The following is a 21,516-nucleotide window of genomic DNA, read 5'->3' as shown; positions in this document are numbered from 1 at the left end:
CAGGTTTAATCTTTTACAGAAAATATGCGAGCTGTTAATAAACTTATAAACATAAAAAAGCAGCCTTGAGAACTCAAGACTGCCTTACCATCAATGGCTAGCGACCTAGTGATAGCCATTGAACGGCTCTGTTAAAAGCCACAACCTACTTGCACTTTCAGCATTTTTTCTTATTTTTTCCCAGTGTTATTATTATCATCCCTAATTTTTATACTTTTATCCATCACCCGTTATGTTCCAGATTTCAGCTTTACTGGTTTACATCTCTACCGCATCTTCTGCTTCATCCTCAAACCACTCTGGGACTTGCAAATCCTCCAAATCGATAGCGTTATTAATCATCATATCTTGTCTCTCCTTATTCACTTGTTTCTTTATTATTTATGTCCTGCTTTTGTTTTATGACTATAAGATACTAATAGTTGATGACAGTTAGATTAAAGCGCTATGACGATTAGATTAAAGCACCATGAAGACTTAATGACTTTGTAGATAGATTGACTATATTCCTACTTATAATTAACTCTATCCCTGCTTGTCATTGTTATTATTATCCACATGCTCTTCGGTCACATGTTTTGAGAAGTGATTTAACAACTCACGTACCACCTCTACACGCTGCTGCGGGGTCTGTAGCTTATCAGGATTGGTGTAACGAATACCTGAAGCCCCATGCATACGGTAGCGATTACCATCTGACTGAATTAACTGAATAATAGCCAAAGCATCAACTGGGGTATCTGGTGCAAACTCTAATACTACACTGCTGCTGGTGGCATCTATCTTATAGATAGCCAAAGGCTCAGCCTGAACCCGTAACTGATGAATGGCAAATAGCTGCCTAGTTTGATCTGGCAGTGCCCCAAATCTATCAATCATTTCAGTTCTAATATCGGTTAAAGTGTCTTTATCTTCAGCATTACTGATGCGTTTATAGAATAACAAACGCTGCGGCACATCATTGACATAGTCTTCTGGAATAAGCGCTGAGCAGTGCAAATTAATATCACTGGTCAGGGATAATGGCGTATTTAAGTCCGGCTCTTTGCCCGCCTTAATGGCTTTGGTAGCCCGCTCCAGCATATCCATGTATAAGCTAAAACCAATGGCTTGCATATTGCCACTTTGCTGCTTGCCTAAGATTTCCCCTGCACCGCGTATTTCTAGATCCTCACTGGCCAGCATAAAGCCTGCCCCTAAGGTATTGGCCCTTTCGACGGCACGTAGACGCTTTTTGGCATCGCCTTTTAACCCCTTAATAGAAGGAACTAACAGATAACAATAGGCTTGATGGTGGCTACGTCCCACTCGGCCACGTAACTGGTGCAACTGTGCTAGACCAAACTTATCAGCACGCTCGATGATAATAGTATTGGCATTAGGCACATCAATACCAGTCTCAATAATAGTGGTACATACCAGCACGTTAAATTTTTTGTGATAAAACTGCTGCATCACCTGCTCTAGCCCACGCTCATTCATCTGACCGTGTGCCACCCCTACTCGGGCTTCAGGTACCAACTCACGAATATTCTCAGCCATACGCTCAATACTGGCCACATCGTTGTGTAATAGATAGACCTGACCACCGCGCAGTAATTCACGCAAAATAGCCTCTTTCATAAGCTGGTCAGTCTTTTGCATTACAAAGGTTTTAATGGCTAAGCGTCTTGCCGGCGGTGTAGCAATAATCGACATATCACGCATGCCAGACAAGGCCATATTTAAGGTTCTAGGAATCGGTGTGGCAGTCATCGACAAGCTGTCAACATCACTTTGGATCGCTTTGATACGCTCTTTATGACGTACCCCAAAGCGGTGCTCTTCATCGACAATCATTAGCCCTAAGTTGGCAAACTTGACGTCTTTTTGCAGCAGCTTATGAGTCCCAATAACGATATCTACTTTGCCAGCAGCCAAGTCCTCTAAAACTTGATCTTGATATTTTTTACCACCAAAGCGAGATAAAGTTTCGATACGGATCGGCCAATCAGCAAAGCGGTCTTTGAAGTTATCCTCGTGCTGTCCTGCCAGCAAGGTCGTCGGAACCAATACCGCCACTTGATAGCCACTATTAACCGCGATAAAAGCGGCTCGCATCGCCACTTCGGTTTTACCAAAGCCCACATCGCCGCAGATAAGCCGGTCCATAGGCTTGTTTTGCTTCATATCATGTATGACTGCATCAATGGCATTCGCCTGATCCGGTGTCTCTTCAAAAGCAAACTGACTAGCAAACAGCTCATACTGCGCCGTATCAACTTTAAAATGAATGCCCTCTTTAGCTTGACGGCGGGCTTGCATATTCAGCAGCTCTGCAGCCACATCATGAATTTGCTCTAAAGCTTTTTGTTTTGCTTTGTCCCATTTGCCACTGCCAATCTTATGTAAGGGCGCTAAGGCAGGATCGCCGCCACTATAACGGCTAATTAACTGCAAGTTAGCTACTGGCACATAAATACTGGCATCGTCAGCGTACTTTAAATGAATAAACTCTTGCTCACCTTCGCCAGCATCTAAGGTAACTAAGCCATGGTAACGGCCAATACCCTGATTAATATGAACCACTGGACTGCCCTCGGTCAGCTCAGTCACACTTTTGATTAAGAACTCTTCTGAGACATCGCTTTGACGGCGGCGACGGGTTTGTAGTACTTGCCTGCCAAATAGCTGGGTTTCACTAATAATAGATAAATGGTTGGCTATTACTGCCCCTCGCTCTATCGGGGCAATGGTTAAGCCTACTGTGGGCTTGTCACCCTCGGCTAGTTCATTGTTTTGATACAGCTCACTGTGTAAGAACTGCTGTAAACCCTCAAAGGTTTTAACATTAATTTTTCCACGGAACAGCTCTAGTAGAATCTCACGGCGACCGGCAGTTTCTGCCACTACCAATATAGGGCGAGGCAGTGGCTTGCTTATATCTTGATCTTGCTCTGCCTCATGATCACCCCACTGACCCTCTGCATAATTCAATAGCTCTAGTAAAGGCTCAGCTTTTTGATGACTGACTGGCAACTCAGGTGGCATAACGGCAGGCAAGCGTACCTTACCCGTTTGGCTGCTATCTGCTTCCTGTAAATCATTTTGGCTTAAAATAATGCGCGAATAAGCTTTTAACTTTTCATTGGTTTCATTGCTGGGCAAATAAAGCAGTTTTGGCTCTAAGATAGGTTTATCAATATCATGACGGCGCTCTTCATAACGGCGCTGAATTTGTGCCCAATAATCTGCCTGAGACTCAGCTATACCTTCATCGATAATAAACAGCGCATCTTTGGGGAAATACGTAAATAGATGCCCCGTCTGATTCCAGTCCTCTAAATCAAAGAATAGTGGCTGGTAGTATTCAAGGCCACTACTGGCTATGCCTGCCATGACATCTTTATGCAGCTCAAATCGGCGACTGCTGACATTGGGGAACATGGCCGCGAAGTTATTACGGAACACCTCCTTGCCTTCATCCAAAGGAAACTCTTTGGCAGGCAGAATCTGAAACTCAGTAATGGGCTTGGAGACGTCTGGTAATTTATGTAGTAAAGACAAGGACTCGACCGTTAAATCATGCTTAGTAGCACTATCTGAGTCTGATCGAGATGACACTATCTCAACTAAGGTTTCAGTAGATAAAGTGCGCTGGGTTTGTGGATTAAAGAACTTTATGGTTTCAATTTCATTATCGAACAAATCCAAGCGTAATGGGAACGGCTGACCCATGGCAAAGATATCAATAACGCTACCTCGTACCGCAAATTCACCAGGCTCAAACACATTATCCACAGCACGGTAACCTGCTGCAGCTAACATTTCTCGCTGATCATTTATGTCAAAGATATCGCCCACACTTAGATCAAAATGCTGGCCAATTAGCCAACTTGGTGGGGCTACTCGCTGCATTAAAGTTTGGATACTGATTAACAAAATACCAGTTTTGGGCATATCAGTTAGCAGGTTGATTCGCTCACTAATAATATCTTGATGAGGCGAAAGCTCATCATAAGTCAGTATTTCCCAATCTGGGAACACATAAGCATCCACTCCACAAAACGCTAGCTCCGTTTCGATTTGATTGAGCTGATTTTGATCCTTAGTAACCACTACTTTAAGACGATTGTCCACATTGGCCACAGGGCAGTCTGTTAGACTCGCCAACCAAAGGCTGCCGGCAGCAGCATGAGCTGGATACAACCAGCGCCTTTGTGAGTTATCTATAGGAAATAGGGCTTCATTGGTAGAGGTAAAGATATCAGTAAGAGGATGCTTAGAGAGTTTAGGCATAATGTTGTGGTAAATTTCCTTAACGAAGACCAATGGGCTGAGAGAAATCACAGCTACTTGTCAATAAAAAACTCTATTATACGAGCTAAAAAGAGGACTACAAATAATTATTAAAGCACGGACAATTCATTATATTTCAGGATTTAACAGCAGATTTTTAGTAAAAAAAGCCAACAAAGCAGTGCATTGCTGTGTTGGCCTTTTAAGGTTTTAACCCTATAAGCTATAAGATGTAAATTATGAGCAGCCAGCTATTAATTAAAAAGCGACTGATTTTGCAAAATAAAATGCTACCCCTAAATCAGTGGTTTGTCGCTTGCAATAATGCCATTGTTATCGGCATAGACATACATACCTGAATTTAAGGTCATATCGCCAAAGCTAATTTCAATATCAGTTTGACCTTCGCCACGACGGGTTGATTTGCGAGGGATACAGCCTAATGCCATTACTCCGATATCCATTTGCGCCATGTCATCGACATCACGCACACAGCCATACACCACCACCCCTGCCCAACCATTATCGATAGCAGATTGAGCAATCATATCGCCCAACAAAGCACAGCGCATAGAGCCACCGCCATCAACCACTAAGATTTTGCCTTCACCATTACTATCACGGCCATCAGAGTTAAGCAGCTCTTTTACCCGGCTATTGTCTTCAAAGCATTTTACAGTAACGATCTCACCGCAGAACTTGTCCTTACCACCGAAGCTATAAAAAGACTTACCCTCAATATTTGGCAGGCAGACTTGGCTTTCTGGATTGGCATCTAACAAATCACAAGTTACAAAGTTGGTTTTTGTCATCTCAGTCATGGCGTTATTTCCTTATTTATTATTGGCTAATAAAACACTAAAAACGTCTAATTAGCTTAAGACTTTAGCTGAGTCATCGCAAGCATTTGTTTATTATCAATGACGGTCACTTTATTTCTAATATCCTCTATCCCCGATACCTTATGACGCTCGTATATATTTTGTGCCATCATCGCCATCACTGCAGCCACACGCTCAGCTTCGATAGGCCGTGTACGCATAGTCTTGGGTACTAAAGGTGAGATGAGCTTAAAGGCACTCTGCGCAGTGTTTTCTAACACCCGGCCTTTGTGCTTACCTAACAATAATGAGGGCTGGAAGATAACCAATTCATTAAAACCAATCTCTGCCAAAGCCTTCTCAAGCTCGCCCTTAACTCGGTTATAAAAGAAGCGGCTTTTAGTGTCTGCCCCTAGAGCTGATAAAATAAAGAATCTTTGCACCCCTTTATCATGGCAAAATTTGGCGAAGTTTAAATTATAATCATAGTCAACTTGTTTAAAGGCTTCATCGCTTCCTGCTTGTTTTTTTGTGGTGCCCAAACAACTAAAAGCATCTGTATCTGGGCCAATAGATATATTGGCCAAAGTTTCTTCTAGGTTATTGAAATCTCCTAGTTGATAAAATTGCATTTGAGCCGACATGTGCTTTGGCGGTTTTCTAGCGACAATAATCAGACTGTCATACATTATGTTTAGCTGGCTAACTAATTTTTTGCCCACTAGCCCTGTTGCGCCTATTACAATGGCTTTACGTTTCATAACCTATTTACCTGTTTGATAACACTTTTTTATCGTATACAGCATCAGCTGAGGGTCACCTTAATACAAAAAAATAAAAGGCAGATTAAAGTTATTAATCATGAAAGCAATATCTTCCACTTCAATATTGTCTACTTTTAGTATTTTCTACTTCTTCTATTTTTTGATATTTAGGATTTTTATCGGAATACTAACGAAATATTCCAGATTAAATATTAAAGATGTTGTCAGCAGGTTACTGTAAACATTTTTTGGGAGAGTCTCAATCAGATATTGAGAATTGAAATCATTTGATACAAAGCTTGTTAAACAAAGCATTAACTGTTATAATCCGGCGCTTTATAGCATTAGTAAATTTATTGTTAGCTTATAAACAGTAACAGCTATTTATTTCAATGTAGATACAACTTAATAGTTACTTATTATTAGTTATCTAGTATCTGCTATAAATCTCCTTGCTGTTGACATGGGGTCAATGGCTACTAATCCGTAAGGAGTCCTAAATGAGACATTACGAAGTGGTGCTTATCGTACACCCTGACCAAAGCGACCAAGTAGTCGGAATGGTTGAGCGATATATCAAATTAGTTCAAGACAACAATGGCATGGTTCATCGTCTTGAAGACTGGGGCCGTCGTCAATTGGCTTACCCAATTAACAAAATCCATAAAGCACACTATGTTTTATTCAACATTGAGTGTAATGGTGAAACTCTAGCAGAGCTTGAAGAGCTATTCCGTTATAACGACGCTATCATCCGTAGTCTAGTTGTTCGTCGTGACGACGCTATTACTGAGCCTTCACAATTAGCGAAAAGCGCTGATGAGAAGCGTGCACGTAAAGCTCCACGTAGCGAAAACACTGACAACGATCAGGATGAAGAGTCTAACGACGATTCTGACGAATAATTTAAGCTCATTTAAGGAGAGTATCCATGGCACGTTTTTATCGCCGTCGCAAATTTTGCCGTTTTACCGCTGAAGGTATCACTCACATCGACTATAAAGATGTAGAGCTACTAAAACAATACATCAGTGACAATGGTAAAATTGTTCCTAGCCGTATCACTGGTACGTCTAACAAATATCAGCGTCAATTAGCAACTGCTATCAAACAAGCTCGTTACTTAGCATTGCTTCCATACACTGACAACCATCAGTAAGCCAACTTAGGAGTGACTCATGCAAGTTATTTTATTACAGCGTATCGTCAACCTTGGTAAACTTGGCGAAACTGTCGATGTAAAATCAGGTTACGGTCGTAACTACTTAATCCCTCAAGGTAAAGCTTTACCAGCTACTCCAGCTAACGTTGAGAAATTTGAAGCTCGTCGTGCTGAACTTGAAGCTATCGAAGCTGAAGAGTTAGCCGCTGCACAGAAACGTGCTGATGCGTTAACTGATGTTAACGTTATCATGCGTGCTAAATCTGGTGAAGACGGTAAGCTATTCGGTTCTATCGGTACTCGCGATATTGCTGATGCTTTAACTAAGTCTGGCCTTGAAGTTGATCGTTCTGAAGTTAAGCTACCTGAAGGTACTTTACGTCAGGTTGGTGAATACAGTGTTGATATCCAGCTTCACCATGACATCTTTGCTAATATCTTAGTAACTATCTTATCTGAAGATGGTGACATTCAAGCACAGGCAGCTCAAGCTGAAACTCAACAAGAAGCAGAAGAAGAGTAATCAGTCTGTGACTAATTGAATAGTTTAGCAATAAAAAAGTCAGCTTCGGCTGGCTTTTTTTATGAAAGAATATAATTCGTTTAGTTGAATTTATTAATATGTTACCTTATGTAAGATTTGCCAAGGTAATCTTGTGCTAACTTGAATTTAGCTATATAATGTCTCGTTCCATTGGGGATGTTCTGGCTTCGACGCTGGTGATGAAACTCAATGATGCATGTCGAGAGTATATGTCCTCTCGTAAATCAAACATATATTGTTATAGTCGCAAACGACGAAACTTACGCTCTAGCAGCTTAAACCCTGCTTACTCCGCTGCCCTTTACCCATAGTGGGTTAGCCGAGTTGAAGCGCACGCATATGGGTTCGCTCAAATAGCTGCCTTAGCTATTTGGGTTCAAACTTAAAGGATCGCCCTATCCAACCTGACTGTCGGTTCGGTGCGGGCTAAAACCAAAGACAGACCCTAAACATGTAGATTCATGAGCGTAGTGCTGGCGGACGCGGGTTCAACTCCCGCCATCTCCACCAAATATTAGTAATAAAATCAAGCCCCTCACCAGAGGGGCTTTTTTTATGACAAGATTTTGACGTGATTTTACTTAAAAGCATGTCATCCTAATTATCTTTAGCAGCATATCTTAGATTGCCGACAATGCGCCTCGCCCACCCCTTGCCAAAAACTGACCAGGTTCTTAACTGTGTATAAAACATCAATCGCTCTGCGTTAAATAGTAAAACCACGTCATTAACATCCATCGATTTTACTGCTGCCAGTGTGCGTGGCCCGATAATGCCGTCGTCAACCGCCCCTACAGCACGCTGTAAAAACTTGATAGCATTCCTATTGCCGTGGTTGTATGCAGCATCGACAACCTGCCAAGCTACAGCTGGAGGCAAATCATCACCTTTAACAGCTAACCAGTATGACGTGGTTGCTATTTCTCTAGCCTTGCTCTTTGGCAGTTGGCGCATAGGCCCATAATACCCATGCGCCTGTGCAACTCGCTTAGTTACACCCCACATTGTCTCACCGCCCGGATCATTAGGATGGTTCACATAACCGCCTTCATGCCGCATTAATCTATCAAAAAACTCATTAAATTTGCTCATTTTTAAATCCTTTATACGTAAAAAAGCCCGCATATAGCGGGCCGGTTACTTTTTAATTACTACTTGCTGATTATTGTGAGAGCTGCGTCTTTAATCTCTTTGATTACTGCTGATAAGGGCTTACCCTGCATCAATGCTACAGACTGATAAACAATGCCGATAGCTAACATGCCAAATACAGCCCATAACAACATAACAAACCCGTGTGTCATCACGCTGTATGTTTGTAGCTTATAGTACTCAATAGACGCTTCGCCTCCGAACAGACTGATTGTCACTGCTATCGTAAACTTAACGATAACCGATATATTTACTCGTATCTTCCCGTCCTTGCCGATATCGCCACTTAGCATTAATCCCAATATCGCACCGATGACCGCTGCAAAAACTTTGGGTAAAAACACTAATAGCTTTAGTAGGATTACGTCCCAATAAGGGGTGTTGTTTGGCATTGGATCTCCTAAATTTTGATAATAAAAAACCCTCTATTGAGGGTTTCTAGGTTGATTGTAGGGAATTTAAAAATCTTTTTGAGCATATCCCCCCTTTTTTTAGATATAAAAACCAGTTAGTTTGTCGCATATAAAAAAAGCCAGACTTAGTGTCTGGCTAATTTCTCTAATGCTTTTAAGATTGGCATTGTGATCCCTATTTTTTAGCGAAATCTATAACTGAACTCTACACCCACAAGAAACCCTTGCTGCACGTCGTTGGTATTTAGTTTTCTAACCGAGCTGTTATTTTGATCAATAGCTTCGATAGTAATTCTGTTAGTTGCCTTAGCTCTAGTTGTTGCGTTAAGTAGATTTGTATTAGTGATTTTCCTTACTTGAGCAACTCTAGCAAAACCAGACTGATAACTACTCATACCCTCCTGATAGCCTATAGGTTTTGGTAACTCGTCAGGAAGTTTAATTGATATGCTTTTACCTTGATAATTAACTGGCAGGGGTATGTCTTTAGAAAGACACACCGCATAACCCTTAACAAATATACCATCTATGTAGTAATAGCCGCTAGAGCCTGCGTCTATATCTGATGCGTTAACACCAACATCATCATCATTCCCGCTATAGAAGTTAAAACGCGGGCTAAATGATATAATAGCATCGTCAAACTTAAAATTAGCTATATTGCCGCTATTGACTAATTGAGATTGGTCTTGTACTAACGTATCTACTACCCTGTAAGTGCCCGAAATTTTGCTGCTTTGTAACGTATTATTGCTAACTACTAAGTTGTTAACACTAGAGCGGCACCAGACCAGCTTGGGATGGTCTGTATAATATTTAGAAGTGTTAAACTCGCTAAAGTTATTACTCGTTACAGTAACACCGCAGTGTTCTGCATTAATTTTAGGTGCGTCAATTAAACAATAGCTTATGGCTCTAATATTATTACCGACTATTGATATATTTTTTATATCGCCATGCGCCCTAATCATGCCTTTTGTCACTTGTCCCCATTTTAGCTGAGATACATCTAGTTCGTGGTTGGCTAACTTTGTAAAGTTATTAGATAAAATGCTCAGATTATCTATATTGTTTACATCTTGGATTAAATACTGATGAAAGCACCCGATTCCGTTATTGCCAGTAATACTACAATACTTAATAGATGCAGGTGCTAGTTCATCTGAGCGTATTAAATAACCAACATTATTCATGTCGTTATTGTCTATTAATATGTTGTTGATGTTATCTAAAAACTTACCTGCCTCACCTGTAATTTTTATTAAAATTTCAGGTCCATCCATACGACACCCTCGAATTACATAGTGACGCATAGATGTTTGCTGAGAGTGTATAGTATGCTCAGGTGTGCTATGTGGTGGCAGTGTAAAGTCAGACTTAGCGACAATATGCATGACTTCTAGCAAATGCCCAAAACCACAATTATTGAACGTACACCCCCTACCATGTATTTCAGCAAACACATTCCACCCAGCTATAGAGCAGTTGGTAAAAACAACATCAATATCGGCTCTGTTATCTGGCAGTCTCGCTAAAAATCCGACTTGGCTTCGGTTCACTATATCGAAGTTTAAGTGTATATCGCCGAGGAGATTCAATTGTCTAAACTCAACACCTTCAATTTCACAGTTAATAGCAGGTGTGTCAGCTTTACTATCAAAGCATAGCGTAGAGTTATCGCCAATAAAAATTACTCCGAAATACATGCTCAATGGAATATGAATACTACTTAGTTTATAAGTTCCTGCTGGTATATATAACGCCCTTCTACCCGCTTTCCGTAGGTGTTGTGTTGCAACCATAAACTCGATGGCAGCAGCAAAAGCAGCAGTGTCATCTGTACCGGTTTGAGCTTCTATATTCCAATTGCCCTTTGCTCCAAAATCTTTAACGTTAAGGTTATCAGCGCTACTCCTCACCCAGCCATTAATCACATAGCCATAATCATTTATACTTATTTTTGAGCTGTCGTAAGTAAAATACCCACCCCCTTTCCCAAGTCCCGCATGATAAGACTTAACATAAACACGTAGCCCGTCTTTTGGATTTTTAATAGTCGATAAGTCGGCGATTGATTCAACAACTAGCGTTTTTTCTTTAACACTATTAACTTCAGATGTTAAAGCATCAATACGTTCATTCGCAGCATTTAAACCGCCTTTGTTTTTAAACACCTCAGCTACGGTTGCTAACTGGTCGACATTATCCTGTTCCTCAACAAACTTACCTTTTCTATCAAAAACACGTACCCGGTAAGTGCCTTTTAAGAATATGTTTGCGCTGCCGGTATCATCAAGCTTAACTGGATTAGTGTTTGGTACAGTCAGCTCAGGGTCGCTAAACGTATCTTGCGGTAAGCTTGTGCCAGCGTAATAAGTGTGTACGCTACCGCCAATTAATGGACGGCCTTGATCATCTGTAAACTTGGTTTTAATACCCAGCATTTGTACTGCCATTTTGCTATCTCCAAAGCAAAAGCCCTACCGGTTAAGGCAGGGCTTGAGGTTAATTTTTTTGTGTTACTGACCTAACATGGCCGCACCGGTTGCCGCAGGCAGTGTTGTTGATACATTTTGCACAAGCCCCAGCATTTCAAGCATTTCAGGTGTTAAGCCGAGACTAGAGTTTTTGGTCACTGGCACTTGGCCATTAACCATTTTTGCAGCTGTACCCAGTGTTGAGATATCCTTTGCTTTATTAGCGGCGCCTAACATCAAGCCTGATGCCATGCCGCCAACTCTTGGTATCGAGCCAACCACGTTCACAATGCCCAGCAACTGTTTAATAGGCACACTACCAGTGTTTGAATGGTTAACATGTGCTCCAAGCGGCTGCTGCACTAAAATATCAGCTACTTGCTTGATATCATTTAAGCGTGCAATTTGCTCGGGAGTAAACAAAGCTCTCAATCTCTGATCGCCAAACGAGTTGATCGCTCTATTCAAACTAGCTGGGCTAAATGCGCCATTATTAGCGCCAGTTGCTTTGCCTAAAAAATGCTCAATCACAGCGCCTTGCATATCAGCAACCGCTTGGTCACCGCCTGGTGTGCTTCTTAACACGTCAACGGTGCGAACGATGTCTGCAGCATTGCCGTTCAAAATATACTTGTTAAGCACTTTGTCCGGCTCCATGCCGTCAGTAGCAGCTTTAAGCATAGGTGTCTTTTCCAGCGTCTCAAATCGCTGTCTTGCTGCATTTCTAGCTTCACTCCAAGCATCTTTTGCAGCGATTAAGCCACCGTCGCTTGGGCCATTACCGATTAAGCCTGTCATCTCATCGATTGACCTATCCACTTCTTTAGATAGATTATCTTTAATGATGCCCAGCGCCTGGCGCTCACTGCCGTCGGTGGTGGCACGCAAACGAGCGTTGATAATTTTTATTAACTCTTCGGATTTGCCATGAGTCAGCACAAAATCGGGGTCATCAAACATACCCTTTAAAGCTTTCATCGTGTCGCCTTTGACAAACGACCCAAGCATATTGTCTTCAAGGTCTTTTGTGGCGTTATTAATAAAGCGTAAGTGATTTAGCTGAGCGTCATTACCCGATAAATTTTTAGCAGCATCATACAACTCACCAACTTTGGCTTGAGCTGCTTCGTCAGCTTCCTTTAGGGTGTTAAACGTGCTACCCATTCTCTGAGTGTTGTTAACTGGCTGTGCGCCAGTGTCTCTAACTAATCCCTGCATTAACTCATCAAGCTGTTGATGGTTCTCGATGTGAGTATTGTTTAAAGGATTGTTTGCCCCCCGCTTTGCAAGCTCATGTTCATCTGTCCAGACAGCGGGATCACGGGTGATTTGCCCTTGTGTACCTTTGATACCATGGCGGTCAAGTAAGTTTTTACGCACTAAAGCAGGTGCGTCAACTTGCTTACCTTTTTTAAGCAGGTCATCAGCCTCTTTAACCATGTTGCGTCTAGCTACAGGTGTGACATCAATACCAGTCTCTTTAATTGCATCATCTACCAACTTTTCAGATGCTCTAGTTGTCGCACCTGTTCTGTTAGCTGTCCTACGTGCAATCTTTGAGCCTACTTTGCGTGTAACTGGTGCGACTACCTTTTCACCGACCACGCCGCCAACTGCGCCGCCAATGCCCTCAAGTGCCATATTTTGCAGTCGTTGTTTTCTGTTATCAGCTTCACGCACCATACCAGTAGCAACGCCGCGCACCCCTTGGTTGCCAGCAAAAGATGCAACTCCCTTTATACCAGGTCCTATTGGGCCACTGCCTACCATAGCAGGAAGGGTTCCTACAACTTCACCGACCAGGGCGCCTAGGTCCACACCCTTTAGCCTCGCTTCAGCTCGATGCTCCTGACGTACAATGTCATCAGCCTTGCGCTGAATGTTGTAGTGTTCTAGCTGATTGGTCGGCAAAACCTCTTTACCTGCGATAGTATTTACAAATTGCCCCGCCTTGTCGGCTACCCATAAATCAGCCTGACGTATTCCACCCACGCTCTTATGTAAACCATAGCCAACAGAGTTAAGTGTGCTGCCCATCTTGTTAAAAAAGCCACCGCCTTTTTTTGACGGCTTATCTGTTACAGGATTTAAGCCAAAGATACTAGCAAAGCCCTTGATAGGGTCTCTCCCTCTCTTCTTAGCATCAACCATAAAACCAGTAACACTTTTGCCTAAAGCTCCCTTATCCTTGATTAGCCCTGCGATAATATCGGGGTCTGATACTCCCTGTTTTCGCTTATTTGCAATGTGTTGCTCGATGGCTCGTTTTGAGACTGCCATATATCATTTACTCCAAAATAGTTGGCCATTTGCTCGGTGTTCATGCCATCATTAAAAGCACCTCTTATTGATGTGCCGACGTCATCATCACGCTGGGCAAGTGTATAAAGCGCTTGGTAAGGGTTTAAACCCTGCTCTTTTAACTTTGGTAGCTCGGCAGTGATTGCTTGTAGCTTACCGCTTGGTTGTGGCTCAGGTTGTGCGGGTTCTGGCTCACTGCTGCTTGCAATAACAGAGCTTTGTTGCGGTTGTCTCAACTTATCAACTGGTATTGCTTCGGGTCGTGCGAGTCTTTGTTCTAGGTCGCTCACACTGATAGTGTTAGGACGTTGCATTGCTCTTAATTGGTCTACGCTAACCGTACCAGGTCGCTGGGGCTCGCTTTCATATCCGCCACCTGTCATATTTAACAGGCTCTGCAGGTGGTTTCTGCGTCTATTATCGTGTTTTTTCCAGTCAAACGCTGTACGACCACCGCCCTCAGCCCTAATGGTGTCTTGCCCATAAGCCCAAACTACATAATGCTTGCCAAGCTCGCTGGAAAAGGCCTCAGGGTTTGCGTTTGGATTATTCCAGAATGTTTTTAGCTTAGAGGCATATTTAGGACTTTTCATTTCAGCCACGCTAAACCTTGCTTGTGCGTTTAGTGCAGCTTGTGAGCGTTGTATGCCGTTATTACCTAACAGGCCATTTTTACTAAGGAATGAAGCCAAAGCATTGCCCCGCCCTTGGTTCCACGACAACATTCCCACGTTTTTAATTGCACCGCCTTTAGTGTTGGCGGCAGGGTCAGTGTGAGTACCGAATAAATACTTGCTTTGGAATCCGTTTTCACGCCCTACTTCTGCAGTAATAGCTAATGCCTGGCTGTGTGATAGTCCTGCATTGCGATATGCTTTATACACCGCCACGTTTAACGGTGTACCGTCTTGCAGCTTCTCCACAGCAGACCCCCTTAGTTAAACCACTTGTTAGCAATAGCCTCTATTTCAGCGTCTTTATTGCTTGTCTTATTACCGCCTGTGTTTCCTTTTCTTCCATGGCCTTTATTAGTCTTATAAGACCCTCCACCGGTTGCGCTTGAGCCTTGGGCTGCGGTGGTTGCGTACTCACCAGTACGAATACGCTGAGCAGTCTTGTTATTACTAGCAATGCGAGCTTCAGCCATTTTAATGGCATTATTCAAGATAGCCTTCTTCTGAGCAGGGGTCTTGTTAGACGATGCCTGAATCTCCAATAGAATCTTACGCTCGCCCTCCGTAGGGTTACCGCCAAATACTGAGCGTAATTGCTCAAGAGCTTGACCAGTAGCTAAGCTGTCATATAAAACCGTATTGTCTGCCTGTTTCCCACCTATACCTAAATTGCTCGCAACAGCAGCTCGCTGACTTGCAGCGAACCCGCTATAAGTCTCATCATCGCCTGCTAATGCCTGCATTTTTTTAAGAGAGGCGATAGCCTGTTTCGTGCTATTGTTATTCTCCTCAATTTCAATTAGCTTTTTACGCTCATCTGACTCTAAGCCTTTACCAGTAGCTCCGCCTGCGGTTGATTTTTTAGCGGATATTGGTTTGCCATTTTCATCTACAGCCCTGCGAGCTGTGCCATTGCTGTAAACAACATACACTTCATCGCCAAAAGTCTCATATTTTGCTTGATTTGATTTTATTTCTTCTTGCTGACGCTCCCACTCCATTTGAGCGTACTTTGTCTCGGCGGTGCTATCTGCTGAGTATACAGTCCCTTTTAAGCTATTATCAGACGCGTATCTAGTAGCTTCAGTAGTGCGGATGTTGTTACGCTCACTAACACCGCCTTGATGCACAACATCAGGGCTAGTGCCTTTGGTGATAGTAAGCGATGGGCCATCAGCCTCGCCGGTGAACTTATTAACGCTATAACCATAAATCTTATCGCCGCCATCAGCAGTTTTAAACTCCGGCATAAACGTCTTGGCAATCTCTCGATCACCCATAGCCATGGCCTGCATAACCTTGGCAGCATTTGCAGGGTCGGCTACTATCATTTTTAGTAAGCTTTGGGTTTGCGATTCAGTGATAAGGCCACGCTTATAAAGTTCGCCAATGTGCAAGCCAAAAACTTTGGGGTCTTGGGTGACTGCTGCTGCAGAAATGTAGTCTTTGATGCCCTGCGCGTTCTTTAACTGAATTTCCTCTGCCTCACCAGATATTTTGCCTGTCTCTGCGTTTAGCTTGCCCGTCTCACCAAACGTCTTACGAATATCGGCACTGGTTTTCAGGTTGTCTAGTGCTGCTTTTTGACGTGCTTCTTCGTATTGCTGAACCGCAGGTACCAAAGCCCCTGCATACTTATGCTGCCTTGCTGCCGCTAGTTGCTGAGCAAATGTGTCAGTCTCATCCTCGCCACTAATGCGCATTATGTCATTCAGTGCTTTTTGCTGCTGTCTTGACTCATATTCTTGGCGTAGCTTTTGCCCGTCTCTAAAGCTTGATGATAGATTGCTAATATCTGTTGGCTGTGTAAGCAGTGCTGCGTTGTTGATTGCCATTACCATAATAATTACTCCCTAAATAATGCCACCAGCCATCATGCCTAAATTAAGCAAATTACCCCAACCAGATGCCTTGGCGTTCGCACCACCCACAAGGCCGTTAGCCCGAGCATTAGCAGCGTTAATTTGCGCATCACCAACAGTTGCTGCGTTCTGAGCACCGAATGACCCCAAGTTAGTGGCCGTCTGCTGACCCACACCCGCTAAGTTTGCTAATTGGTTGTAAAGTCGGGCATCCTCAGTATTAAACATCGAATAATCTTGCGAGCGAGCACCGCCAAGCACGCCAAACAGGTTTTGCTTCTCTGCTTGGTCGCGACTCCATGCGTTATTGTATTCTTGGCTTGCTAAGTTGCTGTTGTATTCGTTAAGCGACTTTAAAGCTGCCCCTGATAGAAGACTGCCTTGAGCGGCTGCGCTTGATTGCAATTGATCCATGCCTTGCTGCTTACGCCACAAATAACTTGGGTCAGTTGCAAAATTATTAGGGTCTAAGCCACCGGTTAAATTGCCCTGTAAGTAATTATCCTCAATGCGCTGACCCCACACGTCGTTATAGTCTGGGCTGTTGCTCACGTACCCTTGCAGCTTACCTAATGCGTCACGTCCAGCATTAAGCCAAGGCATCTGGTCTTGACGTGTTTGTTCGTACTGTTTTTGGCTAATATCGGCTGCGTACTTACTGGCATCAGCTTGAATATTACCTGCCTTTTCAGCAGCTTTAGCACTACTTTTGCCGGTTATGCCATTCCAAGCGTCTTTTACAAATCCCATGCTGCACCTCTTTATAATTGGCAAAAATAAAGCCGCTCAAGCGGCTCAAAGTTGTTCTTAGTTAAAAATCTGTCTATCGGATGACTATCGCGGCTTGATATGTACCAGTAATCAACACCCATCTGCTTTAGTTGCTCTTTAATACCGTCAATAAATGCCTGGCTATTACCGCGATACTCAGGCTTAACCCACATCACATCGGTACTAGCATCAACAATACCCTGATTACGCAATGAGGGGCTTACAAACAGTAGAGCCACGCCTTTAGCTACATCGCCATCAAACCACATAAACGGCTTTAATACGCCCATCTCGTCAAGCTCTATGTAGCGCTGTGTTGGTATATCGACCGGCTGCGGCTCAAGGTGCAACATATCAAGCATCATTGCTGTGATATCGCCTTGATACTCTGCAAAGCTGACCTGTCTAATATCTTGCTTCATAATAATGTTCTAACAAGAGGAGTTATGAATAAAGCAAACAGCCCTAAAGCTACTGCTAGTATTGATACTCCAATGCAAAATCTAAGAAATGGAGTTATTAAACCTTCCATACTAAGGCCCTCCCTCGGGTGCAATTTAAACTTATCTCTGCTATACTTTTTCAAGATTTGCTCCTAAGTGCTGTTAGGTGTAAATACAAAAACCCCCACGTCCGGCAAGACTGGGGGTTTTGTTTTGGGTACAAAAAAAGCCCAACTCATGGAGTCAGGCTTTGTTTTTTGGTTAAATTTTGGGCATAAAAAAAGCCCATTCCTGTTATGGACGGGCTTTATATACACTTCTCGATTCTGGTTAATTTATACCACTTCCTGTCCGGACAGTCAATAGGTTATTTAAGTAAACGTCACACCACTGACAATAATTGTCGCACCCTCACCGCTTGCTTGAATACTCATGCCAGTTGTCAGCGTGTGATTGACCAGCTCAGGGCACGGATAACTTTCACCTTCTTGCAATGTGCGCTTCATTACCTGGTTTGTCGCACCTGCTACCGACTCTTGGGGCGTGTAGTTGATAATAACGGTAATGGCTGCATCTGTAGGATTGTGGATAGTTAACCCCATTACTTGAGCGCTCAAACCGTTTGGCACTGTGTAAATTGGGTTAATCTCTGCAGACAGAACTTGAGTTGGCACTAATGGCTTACGTTTAATCATACGGTTAGGCTCCAAATTTGCTGATCATATAATTGTTGTTCGATGGCTGACATTTGAGCATAGGAATTGTCGCTACTGCTTTCTTCGTGCGTTATTTGCAGTGGCACATTATCAACGCTCTGCGTGTCTGTATTGGCGTATATCGGTGTTTGTGGTACTACGTCATCACTCGGGGTAATTAACGCCACCTGAGCCACTTCTTGGTTGTTTGAGGCTGTCATAGCAAGGCTAACAAATGACTGCTCGATACTGGCAAACTCGGCATCATTACCCTTTTCAATCGTATCTGAGCTGATGATTAAGTTACCAAGGCGTATCAGCTCATTTAAAAACACCAGCCATTCGCCTGCTACCATGTTATTGGGTGTGACAAACTGAGACTGCGGTATTTTAAGCTGTTGCATTAATTCACCTCTAATTCAGCACCGGTTATCACAAGTGTTGCCGCGTCAGTGACTCTAATTCTGTAAGCTCTATTGCGACTAGCTCCAAGTCTTGCCCAAAACGTACGCTTTTTATGCTCACCACGTTTGCCAAGACTTCTCCAGCGTGTATCAGACCAACTTACCCCGTCATCATCCGACCATGACAGCATTACCTGTGGGTCTGTTGTGCTATCCATGCCAGTGGCTTGCTGAGCAATCAAGGTTAAGCGGTTGTGGCGTATCATGCCCTTTGTACGGCTGACTGCGTGAGTGGTGCGCTCTCTGACTTGCGGTAATACTTCATCGCCCAAGATATCAAAGCAACCTATGCAGTTGCCCATCAATAACAGTCTGTCAACATGTGCAAAAATATGCTCGCCTTTATACATAGCGTGATACTCTGCTGGATGACGCTTAAAACTGCCGTCCTTGAATATCGCTCTTTCGTGCCACAGACCTGTTGCACCATCAAACACCCAAGTCTTCTGTGCTTTTGGTATGTTGATTGCGTAAAAGCTATGACCGTTTTCTTGGTAAACATAGGCACTAGCATCGGTGAGATCATAACTGCTTAGCTCTTTTTCCAGTGCATGATTACTGATGCGCTGGACTTGATACCCCTCGGTAATGACTACTTGAGCCTTACCGTTTGCTGTATTACTCAGCCAAGCAAGCGACCCACCAAACTCTTGGATTGTTTTGGTCTGCAAACAACCTGCATTAATTGATGTGCCTTGCATTGGGGCAAACGGCAAATCTTTATCACCGGTTGAATACCAAATCTCGGTAGACTCTTCACCAAAAATCCAAAGCTGCTTGTTGTGTGATTTTAGTGCTGTGACGTTATCAGGGTTGGCTTCAGCAGTAGCAAAGCTTAGAGCGTCAATATTGGTGGATAGTGTATCTGTCCAAAAAATCTGGCCAGTATCTCTGCGATTAAAAATAAAACGCTGTGCCAGTGTAACAACATCGTCAGCAGGGTATAGCAAAGCGGCTCCATACTGCTCCCATTTGTTGTTAAGCATGTCTAAGGTATAAACGGTGCTGTCACTAATAAAACACGCATAGCGGCTATTCTCGGCGACAATAACGGGGTTATCGCCGTCAATATCAACATCGGGCATTTGGTGAAATCCGGCGCTGTCCAACTTATACAGCTTAGTGCCATAAACAGCGTATAGATTACCGTCTGATAGCGTGGTCATGGCTCGGCATTTGGCAGGCTCACCGCTACCATACAAAGTGCGCATAGCAGGGGTTGGCAGTAAAGCGCTTACTGTCTTTTCGCTACCTTGAGTCACTTCAGGGTAAAGATTAATGCACGATTGGCAGCCAATAACTGTATTGGGGTCTTTGTAAGCACCACCAACAATGGGCAGATTAATAACAGCCATAACGGTTATGTTCCCATGCTGATTTTGTGAATATTGGCTTGGCGTTTGACTGCTTGAGTACTGTAATAGCCGCATTGCGTCTATTAACTAGCGTAGCTGACGGCTCAACGCCATAATCAGGCGCTAAATCCATCGCTAGGGTTAAAACTATCAAGCGCTCTAAGTTGTCAGGCAGTACCGGCTCATCATTAATATCTAGCGGTAAAATGAGAGTATCAGGTACGCCAAGCAGGGGTTGCAGCTTAAACTCTGACAATATGCCGTTTAGAACATCAAGCGCCGCCAATGCATCATCAGCAGGTACCTCTTCGCCAGTTGCATAGACGCCCAAGCGTGTTAATGCCGCTCTGATAATCTTAGTTACTTTCATTTGATTACTCGCTATCTTGAGCTAATTTAACAAGAGTGTCTTTGTTGTCACGTGTCTTAAATTCAACGCCACGCTGTCTAAGCAGTGCTTGTAGTTCGCTGCTCTTCATTTCGTCATAGCTAACCACGCCGTCTTGATTGGTGTCTTTTGCTGACTCATAGACTGCTAGTTTTTGTCGTAGCAGTTCAACTTCATCTTCAAGCTTTTCAATTTCACCATAAGCTGCGGTTAATAAATCATCATTATCAGCATTCACCGGCTCAGGTTCTGTTTTAACTTTATCGTGAGTCGTGTAGCCTTGCTCGACTAATTTATCGTACTCATCTTGATTATGAGCAACGGCAAAGTTGGTCAAGTAGTCAAGGTATAGCATTACGGGATATTGTCTAGGCATTGTATTTATCCTTATTTAACTAAAATCCAATCTTCAGCAAGAACATCTGATTGACTCGCTAACCATGGCACAACATTATCTTGTGCGGTTTTCATAGCGATATAAGCGCAATACGGCACCATATCGTTAGGAAACACACCTAGCATCGTTCCTTTTTCGTTACGTTGTGCGGGATAAGATGCAGCGGGCACATAGTATAAAAACATCCCTTTACCGTTCCAGCCTTTACGCGCTACTTTTTCGCCTAATTTCAAAGCTTCGATTGCTTGACCAAAAGTCATACTTTCACCAACTTCCTGCACTTCTTCGCCTAATTTTTGTTTTAAGGCAAAGCCGTACGGCATCCACATTTTTTCAAATGCGTTGTCATAAGCAATCTTTTCACCAATCATTTGGTCGTAATTATTTGGATCAACACACGCCGATTCACCAGTAAATGTAAATCCATTTTTAACAGTAATCGTGCAATGCGTGATGGTGCCAGATAAGCGCTGATATTCAACGTTAGTAATTTCTGACTCTAAAAAATCTTTAGTAATGCGGTTCTGCTGTGTCATTGGTTTGCCTCAATTGTTA

The 21,516-nt window shown here is 43.1% G+C and carries 20 protein-coding genes and 1 other RNA gene; 4 read left to right on the top strand and 17 right to left on the bottom strand.

Translation table 11 applies throughout. The features are described from left to right. Window positions 1–525 precede the first annotated feature (525 nt). From mfd to G561_RS0102810, 3 genes are all read right to left on the bottom strand, one after another. Window positions 526–4,278, bottom strand: a complete 3,753-nt coding sequence (gene mfd / locus G561_RS0102820) for a transcription-repair coupling factor (protein ID WP_028858201.1) — start codon at window positions 4,276–4,278, stop codon at window positions 526–528. Window positions 4,279–4,574: 296 nt separating this feature from the next. Beyond that, window positions 4,575–5,090: a ribonuclease E activity regulator RraA gene (gene rraA, locus G561_RS0102815; RefSeq protein ID WP_028858200.1), complete on the bottom strand. Its 516-nt coding sequence runs from the start codon at window positions 5,088–5,090 to the stop codon at window positions 4,575–4,577. A gap of 65 nt (window positions 5,091–5,155) precedes the next feature. Then, window positions 5,156–5,860: an NAD(P)H-binding protein gene (locus G561_RS0102810; protein WP_028858199.1), complete on the bottom strand. Its 705-nt coding sequence runs from the start codon at window positions 5,858–5,860 to the stop codon at window positions 5,156–5,158. Window positions 5,861–6,363: 503 nt separating this feature from the next. Here G561_RS0102810 and rpsF point away from each other — a divergent pair. From rpsF to ssrA, 4 genes are all read left to right on the top strand, one after another. Then, a complete protein-coding gene (gene rpsF, locus G561_RS0102805) occupies window positions 6,364–6,768 on the top strand; it encodes a 30S ribosomal protein S6 (RefSeq protein WP_028858198.1) in 405 nt (134 codons plus the stop codon). A gap of 26 nt (window positions 6,769–6,794) precedes the next feature. Continuing rightward, window positions 6,795–7,022, top strand: coding sequence for a 30S ribosomal protein S18 (gene rpsR / locus G561_RS0102800; protein ID WP_007395263.1), 228 nt, complete (start codon window positions 6,795–6,797; stop codon window positions 7,020–7,022). Between the two features lie 19 nt (window positions 7,023–7,041). Beyond that, entirely contained in the window at window positions 7,042–7,548 is a 507-nt protein-coding gene (rplI, locus tag G561_RS0102795) for a 50S ribosomal protein L9 (protein ID WP_028858197.1), read from the top strand. A 173-nt stretch (window positions 7,549–7,721) separates the two neighbouring features. Further along, window positions 7,722–8,079: a transfer-messenger RNA gene (gene ssrA, locus G561_RS15125) on the top strand. Window positions 8,080–8,166: 87 nt separating this feature from the next. On the opposite strand, the gene G561_RS0102790 is transcribed toward ssrA, so the two are convergent. The 14 genes from G561_RS0102790 to G561_RS15535 all read right to left on the bottom strand — a co-directional run bounded on the left by G561_RS0102790 (window position 8,167) and on the right by G561_RS15535 (window position 21,497). Then, a complete protein-coding gene (locus G561_RS0102790) occupies window positions 8,167–8,628 on the bottom strand; it encodes a glycoside hydrolase family 108 protein (protein ID WP_323807529.1) in 462 nt (153 codons plus the stop codon). 92 nt (window positions 8,629–8,720) lie between these two features. Beyond that, entirely contained in the window at window positions 8,721–9,113 is a 393-nt protein-coding gene (locus tag G561_RS0102785) for a hypothetical protein (protein ID WP_051584333.1), read from the bottom strand. A 203-nt stretch (window positions 9,114–9,316) separates the two neighbouring features. After that, window positions 9,317–11,590 carry a hypothetical protein gene (locus tag G561_RS0102780; protein ID WP_028858194.1) on the bottom strand — a complete coding sequence of 758 codons (2,274 nt, stop codon included), beginning with the start codon at window positions 11,588–11,590 and terminating at the stop codon, window positions 9,317–9,319. Between the two features lie 63 nt (window positions 11,591–11,653). Continuing rightward, window positions 11,654–13,891, bottom strand: a complete 2,238-nt coding sequence (locus tag G561_RS0102775; protein WP_147286696.1) for a hypothetical protein — start codon at window positions 13,889–13,891, stop codon at window positions 11,654–11,656. After that, window positions 13,804–14,835 carry a hypothetical protein gene (locus G561_RS0102770; RefSeq protein WP_028858192.1) on the bottom strand — a complete coding sequence of 344 codons (1,032 nt, stop codon included), beginning with the start codon at window positions 14,833–14,835 and terminating at the stop codon, window positions 13,804–13,806. Before G561_RS0102770 ends, G561_RS0102775 begins: the two co-directional genes overlap by 88 nt. 11 nt (window positions 14,836–14,846) lie before the next feature. Next, complete coding sequence (locus G561_RS0102765; protein ID WP_028858191.1) at window positions 14,847–16,427, bottom strand: hypothetical protein; 1,581 nt, start codon at window positions 16,425–16,427, stop codon at window positions 14,847–14,849. Window positions 16,428–16,439: 12 nt separating this feature from the next. Next, window positions 16,440–17,198, bottom strand: coding sequence for a hypothetical protein (locus G561_RS0102760; protein WP_028858190.1), 759 nt, complete (start codon window positions 17,196–17,198; stop codon window positions 16,440–16,442). A gap of 11 nt (window positions 17,199–17,209) precedes the next feature. Then, on the bottom strand, window positions 17,210–17,641 hold the full coding sequence (locus G561_RS0102755; RefSeq protein WP_028858189.1) for a hypothetical protein: 432 nt from the start codon (window positions 17,639–17,641) through the stop codon (window positions 17,210–17,212). Between the two features lie 392 nt (window positions 17,642–18,033). Then, window positions 18,034–18,357, bottom strand: a complete 324-nt coding sequence (locus G561_RS13855; protein WP_037031526.1) for a hypothetical protein — start codon at window positions 18,355–18,357, stop codon at window positions 18,034–18,036. Continuing rightward, entirely contained in the window at window positions 18,354–18,761 is a 408-nt protein-coding gene (locus G561_RS0102740; RefSeq protein WP_028858188.1) for a hypothetical protein, read from the bottom strand. Before G561_RS0102740 ends, G561_RS13855 begins: the two co-directional genes overlap by 4 nt. Next, window positions 18,761–20,176 (bottom strand): packaged DNA stabilization protein, encoded by a 1,416-nt coding sequence (locus tag G561_RS0102735; protein ID WP_051584332.1) that lies wholly within the window; start codon window positions 20,174–20,176, stop codon window positions 18,761–18,763. Before G561_RS0102735 ends, G561_RS0102740 begins: the two co-directional genes overlap by 1 nt. Continuing rightward, window positions 20,163–20,546: a hypothetical protein gene (locus tag G561_RS0102730; protein ID WP_028858186.1), complete on the bottom strand. Its 384-nt coding sequence runs from the start codon at window positions 20,544–20,546 to the stop codon at window positions 20,163–20,165. The genes G561_RS0102735 and G561_RS0102730 overlap by 14 nt, the downstream gene beginning before the upstream one ends. 4 nt (window positions 20,547–20,550) lie before the next feature. Next, a complete protein-coding gene (locus G561_RS0102725) occupies window positions 20,551–20,940 on the bottom strand; it encodes a hypothetical protein (RefSeq protein WP_028858185.1) in 390 nt (129 codons plus the stop codon). Between the two features lie 11 nt (window positions 20,941–20,951). Continuing rightward, window positions 20,952–21,497, bottom strand: coding sequence for a Gp49 family protein (locus G561_RS15535; protein WP_201586218.1), 546 nt, complete (start codon window positions 21,495–21,497; stop codon window positions 20,952–20,954). Window positions 21,498–21,516: the final 19 nt, after the last annotated feature.

Origin of the sequence: Psychrobacter phenylpyruvicus DSM 7000 = NBRC 102152 (genome assembly GCF_000685805.1) — a bacterium.
Classification (GTDB): Bacteria; Pseudomonadota; Gammaproteobacteria; order Pseudomonadales; family Moraxellaceae; genus Psychrobacter; species Psychrobacter phenylpyruvicus.
This window is presented reverse-complemented; position numbering and strand designations above follow the sequence as displayed.

What these genes read in the sequence shown, in the direction of transcription:
- mfd (WP_028858201.1), bottom strand. Translation starts at nt 4,278, where the DNA reads ATGCCTAAACTCTCTAAGCATCCTCTTACTGATATCTTTACCTCTACC.
- rraA (WP_028858200.1), bottom strand. Translation starts at nt 5,090, where the DNA reads ATGACAAAAACCAACTTTGTAACTTGTGATTTGTTAGATGCCAATCCA.
- G561_RS0102810 (WP_028858199.1), bottom strand. Translation starts at nt 5,860, where the DNA reads ATGAAACGTAAAGCCATTGTAATAGGCGCAACAGGGCTAGTGGGCAAA.
- rpsF (WP_028858198.1), top strand. Translation starts at nt 6,364, where the DNA reads ATGAGACATTACGAAGTGGTGCTTATCGTACACCCTGACCAAAGCGAC.
- rpsR (WP_007395263.1), top strand. Translation starts at nt 6,795, where the DNA reads ATGGCACGTTTTTATCGCCGTCGCAAATTTTGCCGTTTTACCGCTGAA.
- rplI (WP_028858197.1), top strand. Translation starts at nt 7,042, where the DNA reads ATGCAAGTTATTTTATTACAGCGTATCGTCAACCTTGGTAAACTTGGC.
- G561_RS0102790 (WP_323807529.1), bottom strand. Translation starts at nt 8,628, where the DNA reads ATGCGGCATGAAGGCGGTTATGTGAACCATCCTAATGATCCGGGCGGT.
- G561_RS0102785 (WP_051584333.1), bottom strand. Translation starts at nt 9,113, where the DNA reads ATGCCAAACAACACCCCTTATTGGGACGTAATCCTACTAAAGCTATTA.
- G561_RS0102780 (WP_028858194.1), bottom strand. Translation starts at nt 11,590, where the DNA reads ATGGCAGTACAAATGCTGGGTATTAAAACCAAGTTTACAGATGATCAA.
- G561_RS0102775 (WP_147286696.1), bottom strand. Translation starts at nt 13,891, where the DNA reads ATGGCAGTCTCAAAACGAGCCATCGAGCAACACATTGCAAATAAGCGA.
- G561_RS0102765 (WP_028858191.1), bottom strand. Translation starts at nt 16,427, where the DNA reads ATGGTAATGGCAATCAACAACGCAGCACTGCTTACACAGCCAACAGAT.
- G561_RS0102760 (WP_028858190.1), bottom strand. Translation starts at nt 17,198, where the DNA reads ATGGGATTTGTAAAAGACGCTTGGAATGGCATAACCGGCAAAAGTAGT.
- G561_RS0102755 (WP_028858189.1), bottom strand. Translation starts at nt 17,641, where the DNA reads ATGAAGCAAGATATTAGACAGGTCAGCTTTGCAGAGTATCAAGGCGAT.
- G561_RS13855 (WP_037031526.1), bottom strand. Translation starts at nt 18,357, where the DNA reads ATGATTAAACGTAAGCCATTAGTGCCAACTCAAGTTCTGTCTGCAGAG.
- G561_RS0102740 (WP_028858188.1), bottom strand. Translation starts at nt 18,761, where the DNA reads ATGCAACAGCTTAAAATACCGCAGTCTCAGTTTGTCACACCCAATAAC.
- G561_RS0102735 (WP_051584332.1), bottom strand. Translation starts at nt 20,176, where the DNA reads ATGGCTGTTATTAATCTGCCCATTGTTGGTGGTGCTTACAAAGACCCC.
- G561_RS0102730 (WP_028858186.1), bottom strand. Translation starts at nt 20,546, where the DNA reads ATGAAAGTAACTAAGATTATCAGAGCGGCATTAACACGCTTGGGCGTC.
- G561_RS0102725 (WP_028858185.1), bottom strand. Translation starts at nt 20,940, where the DNA reads ATGCCTAGACAATATCCCGTAATGCTATACCTTGACTACTTGACCAAC.
- G561_RS15535 (WP_201586218.1), bottom strand. Translation starts at nt 21,497, where the DNA reads ATGACACAGCAGAACCGCATTACTAAAGATTTTTTAGAGTCAGAAATT.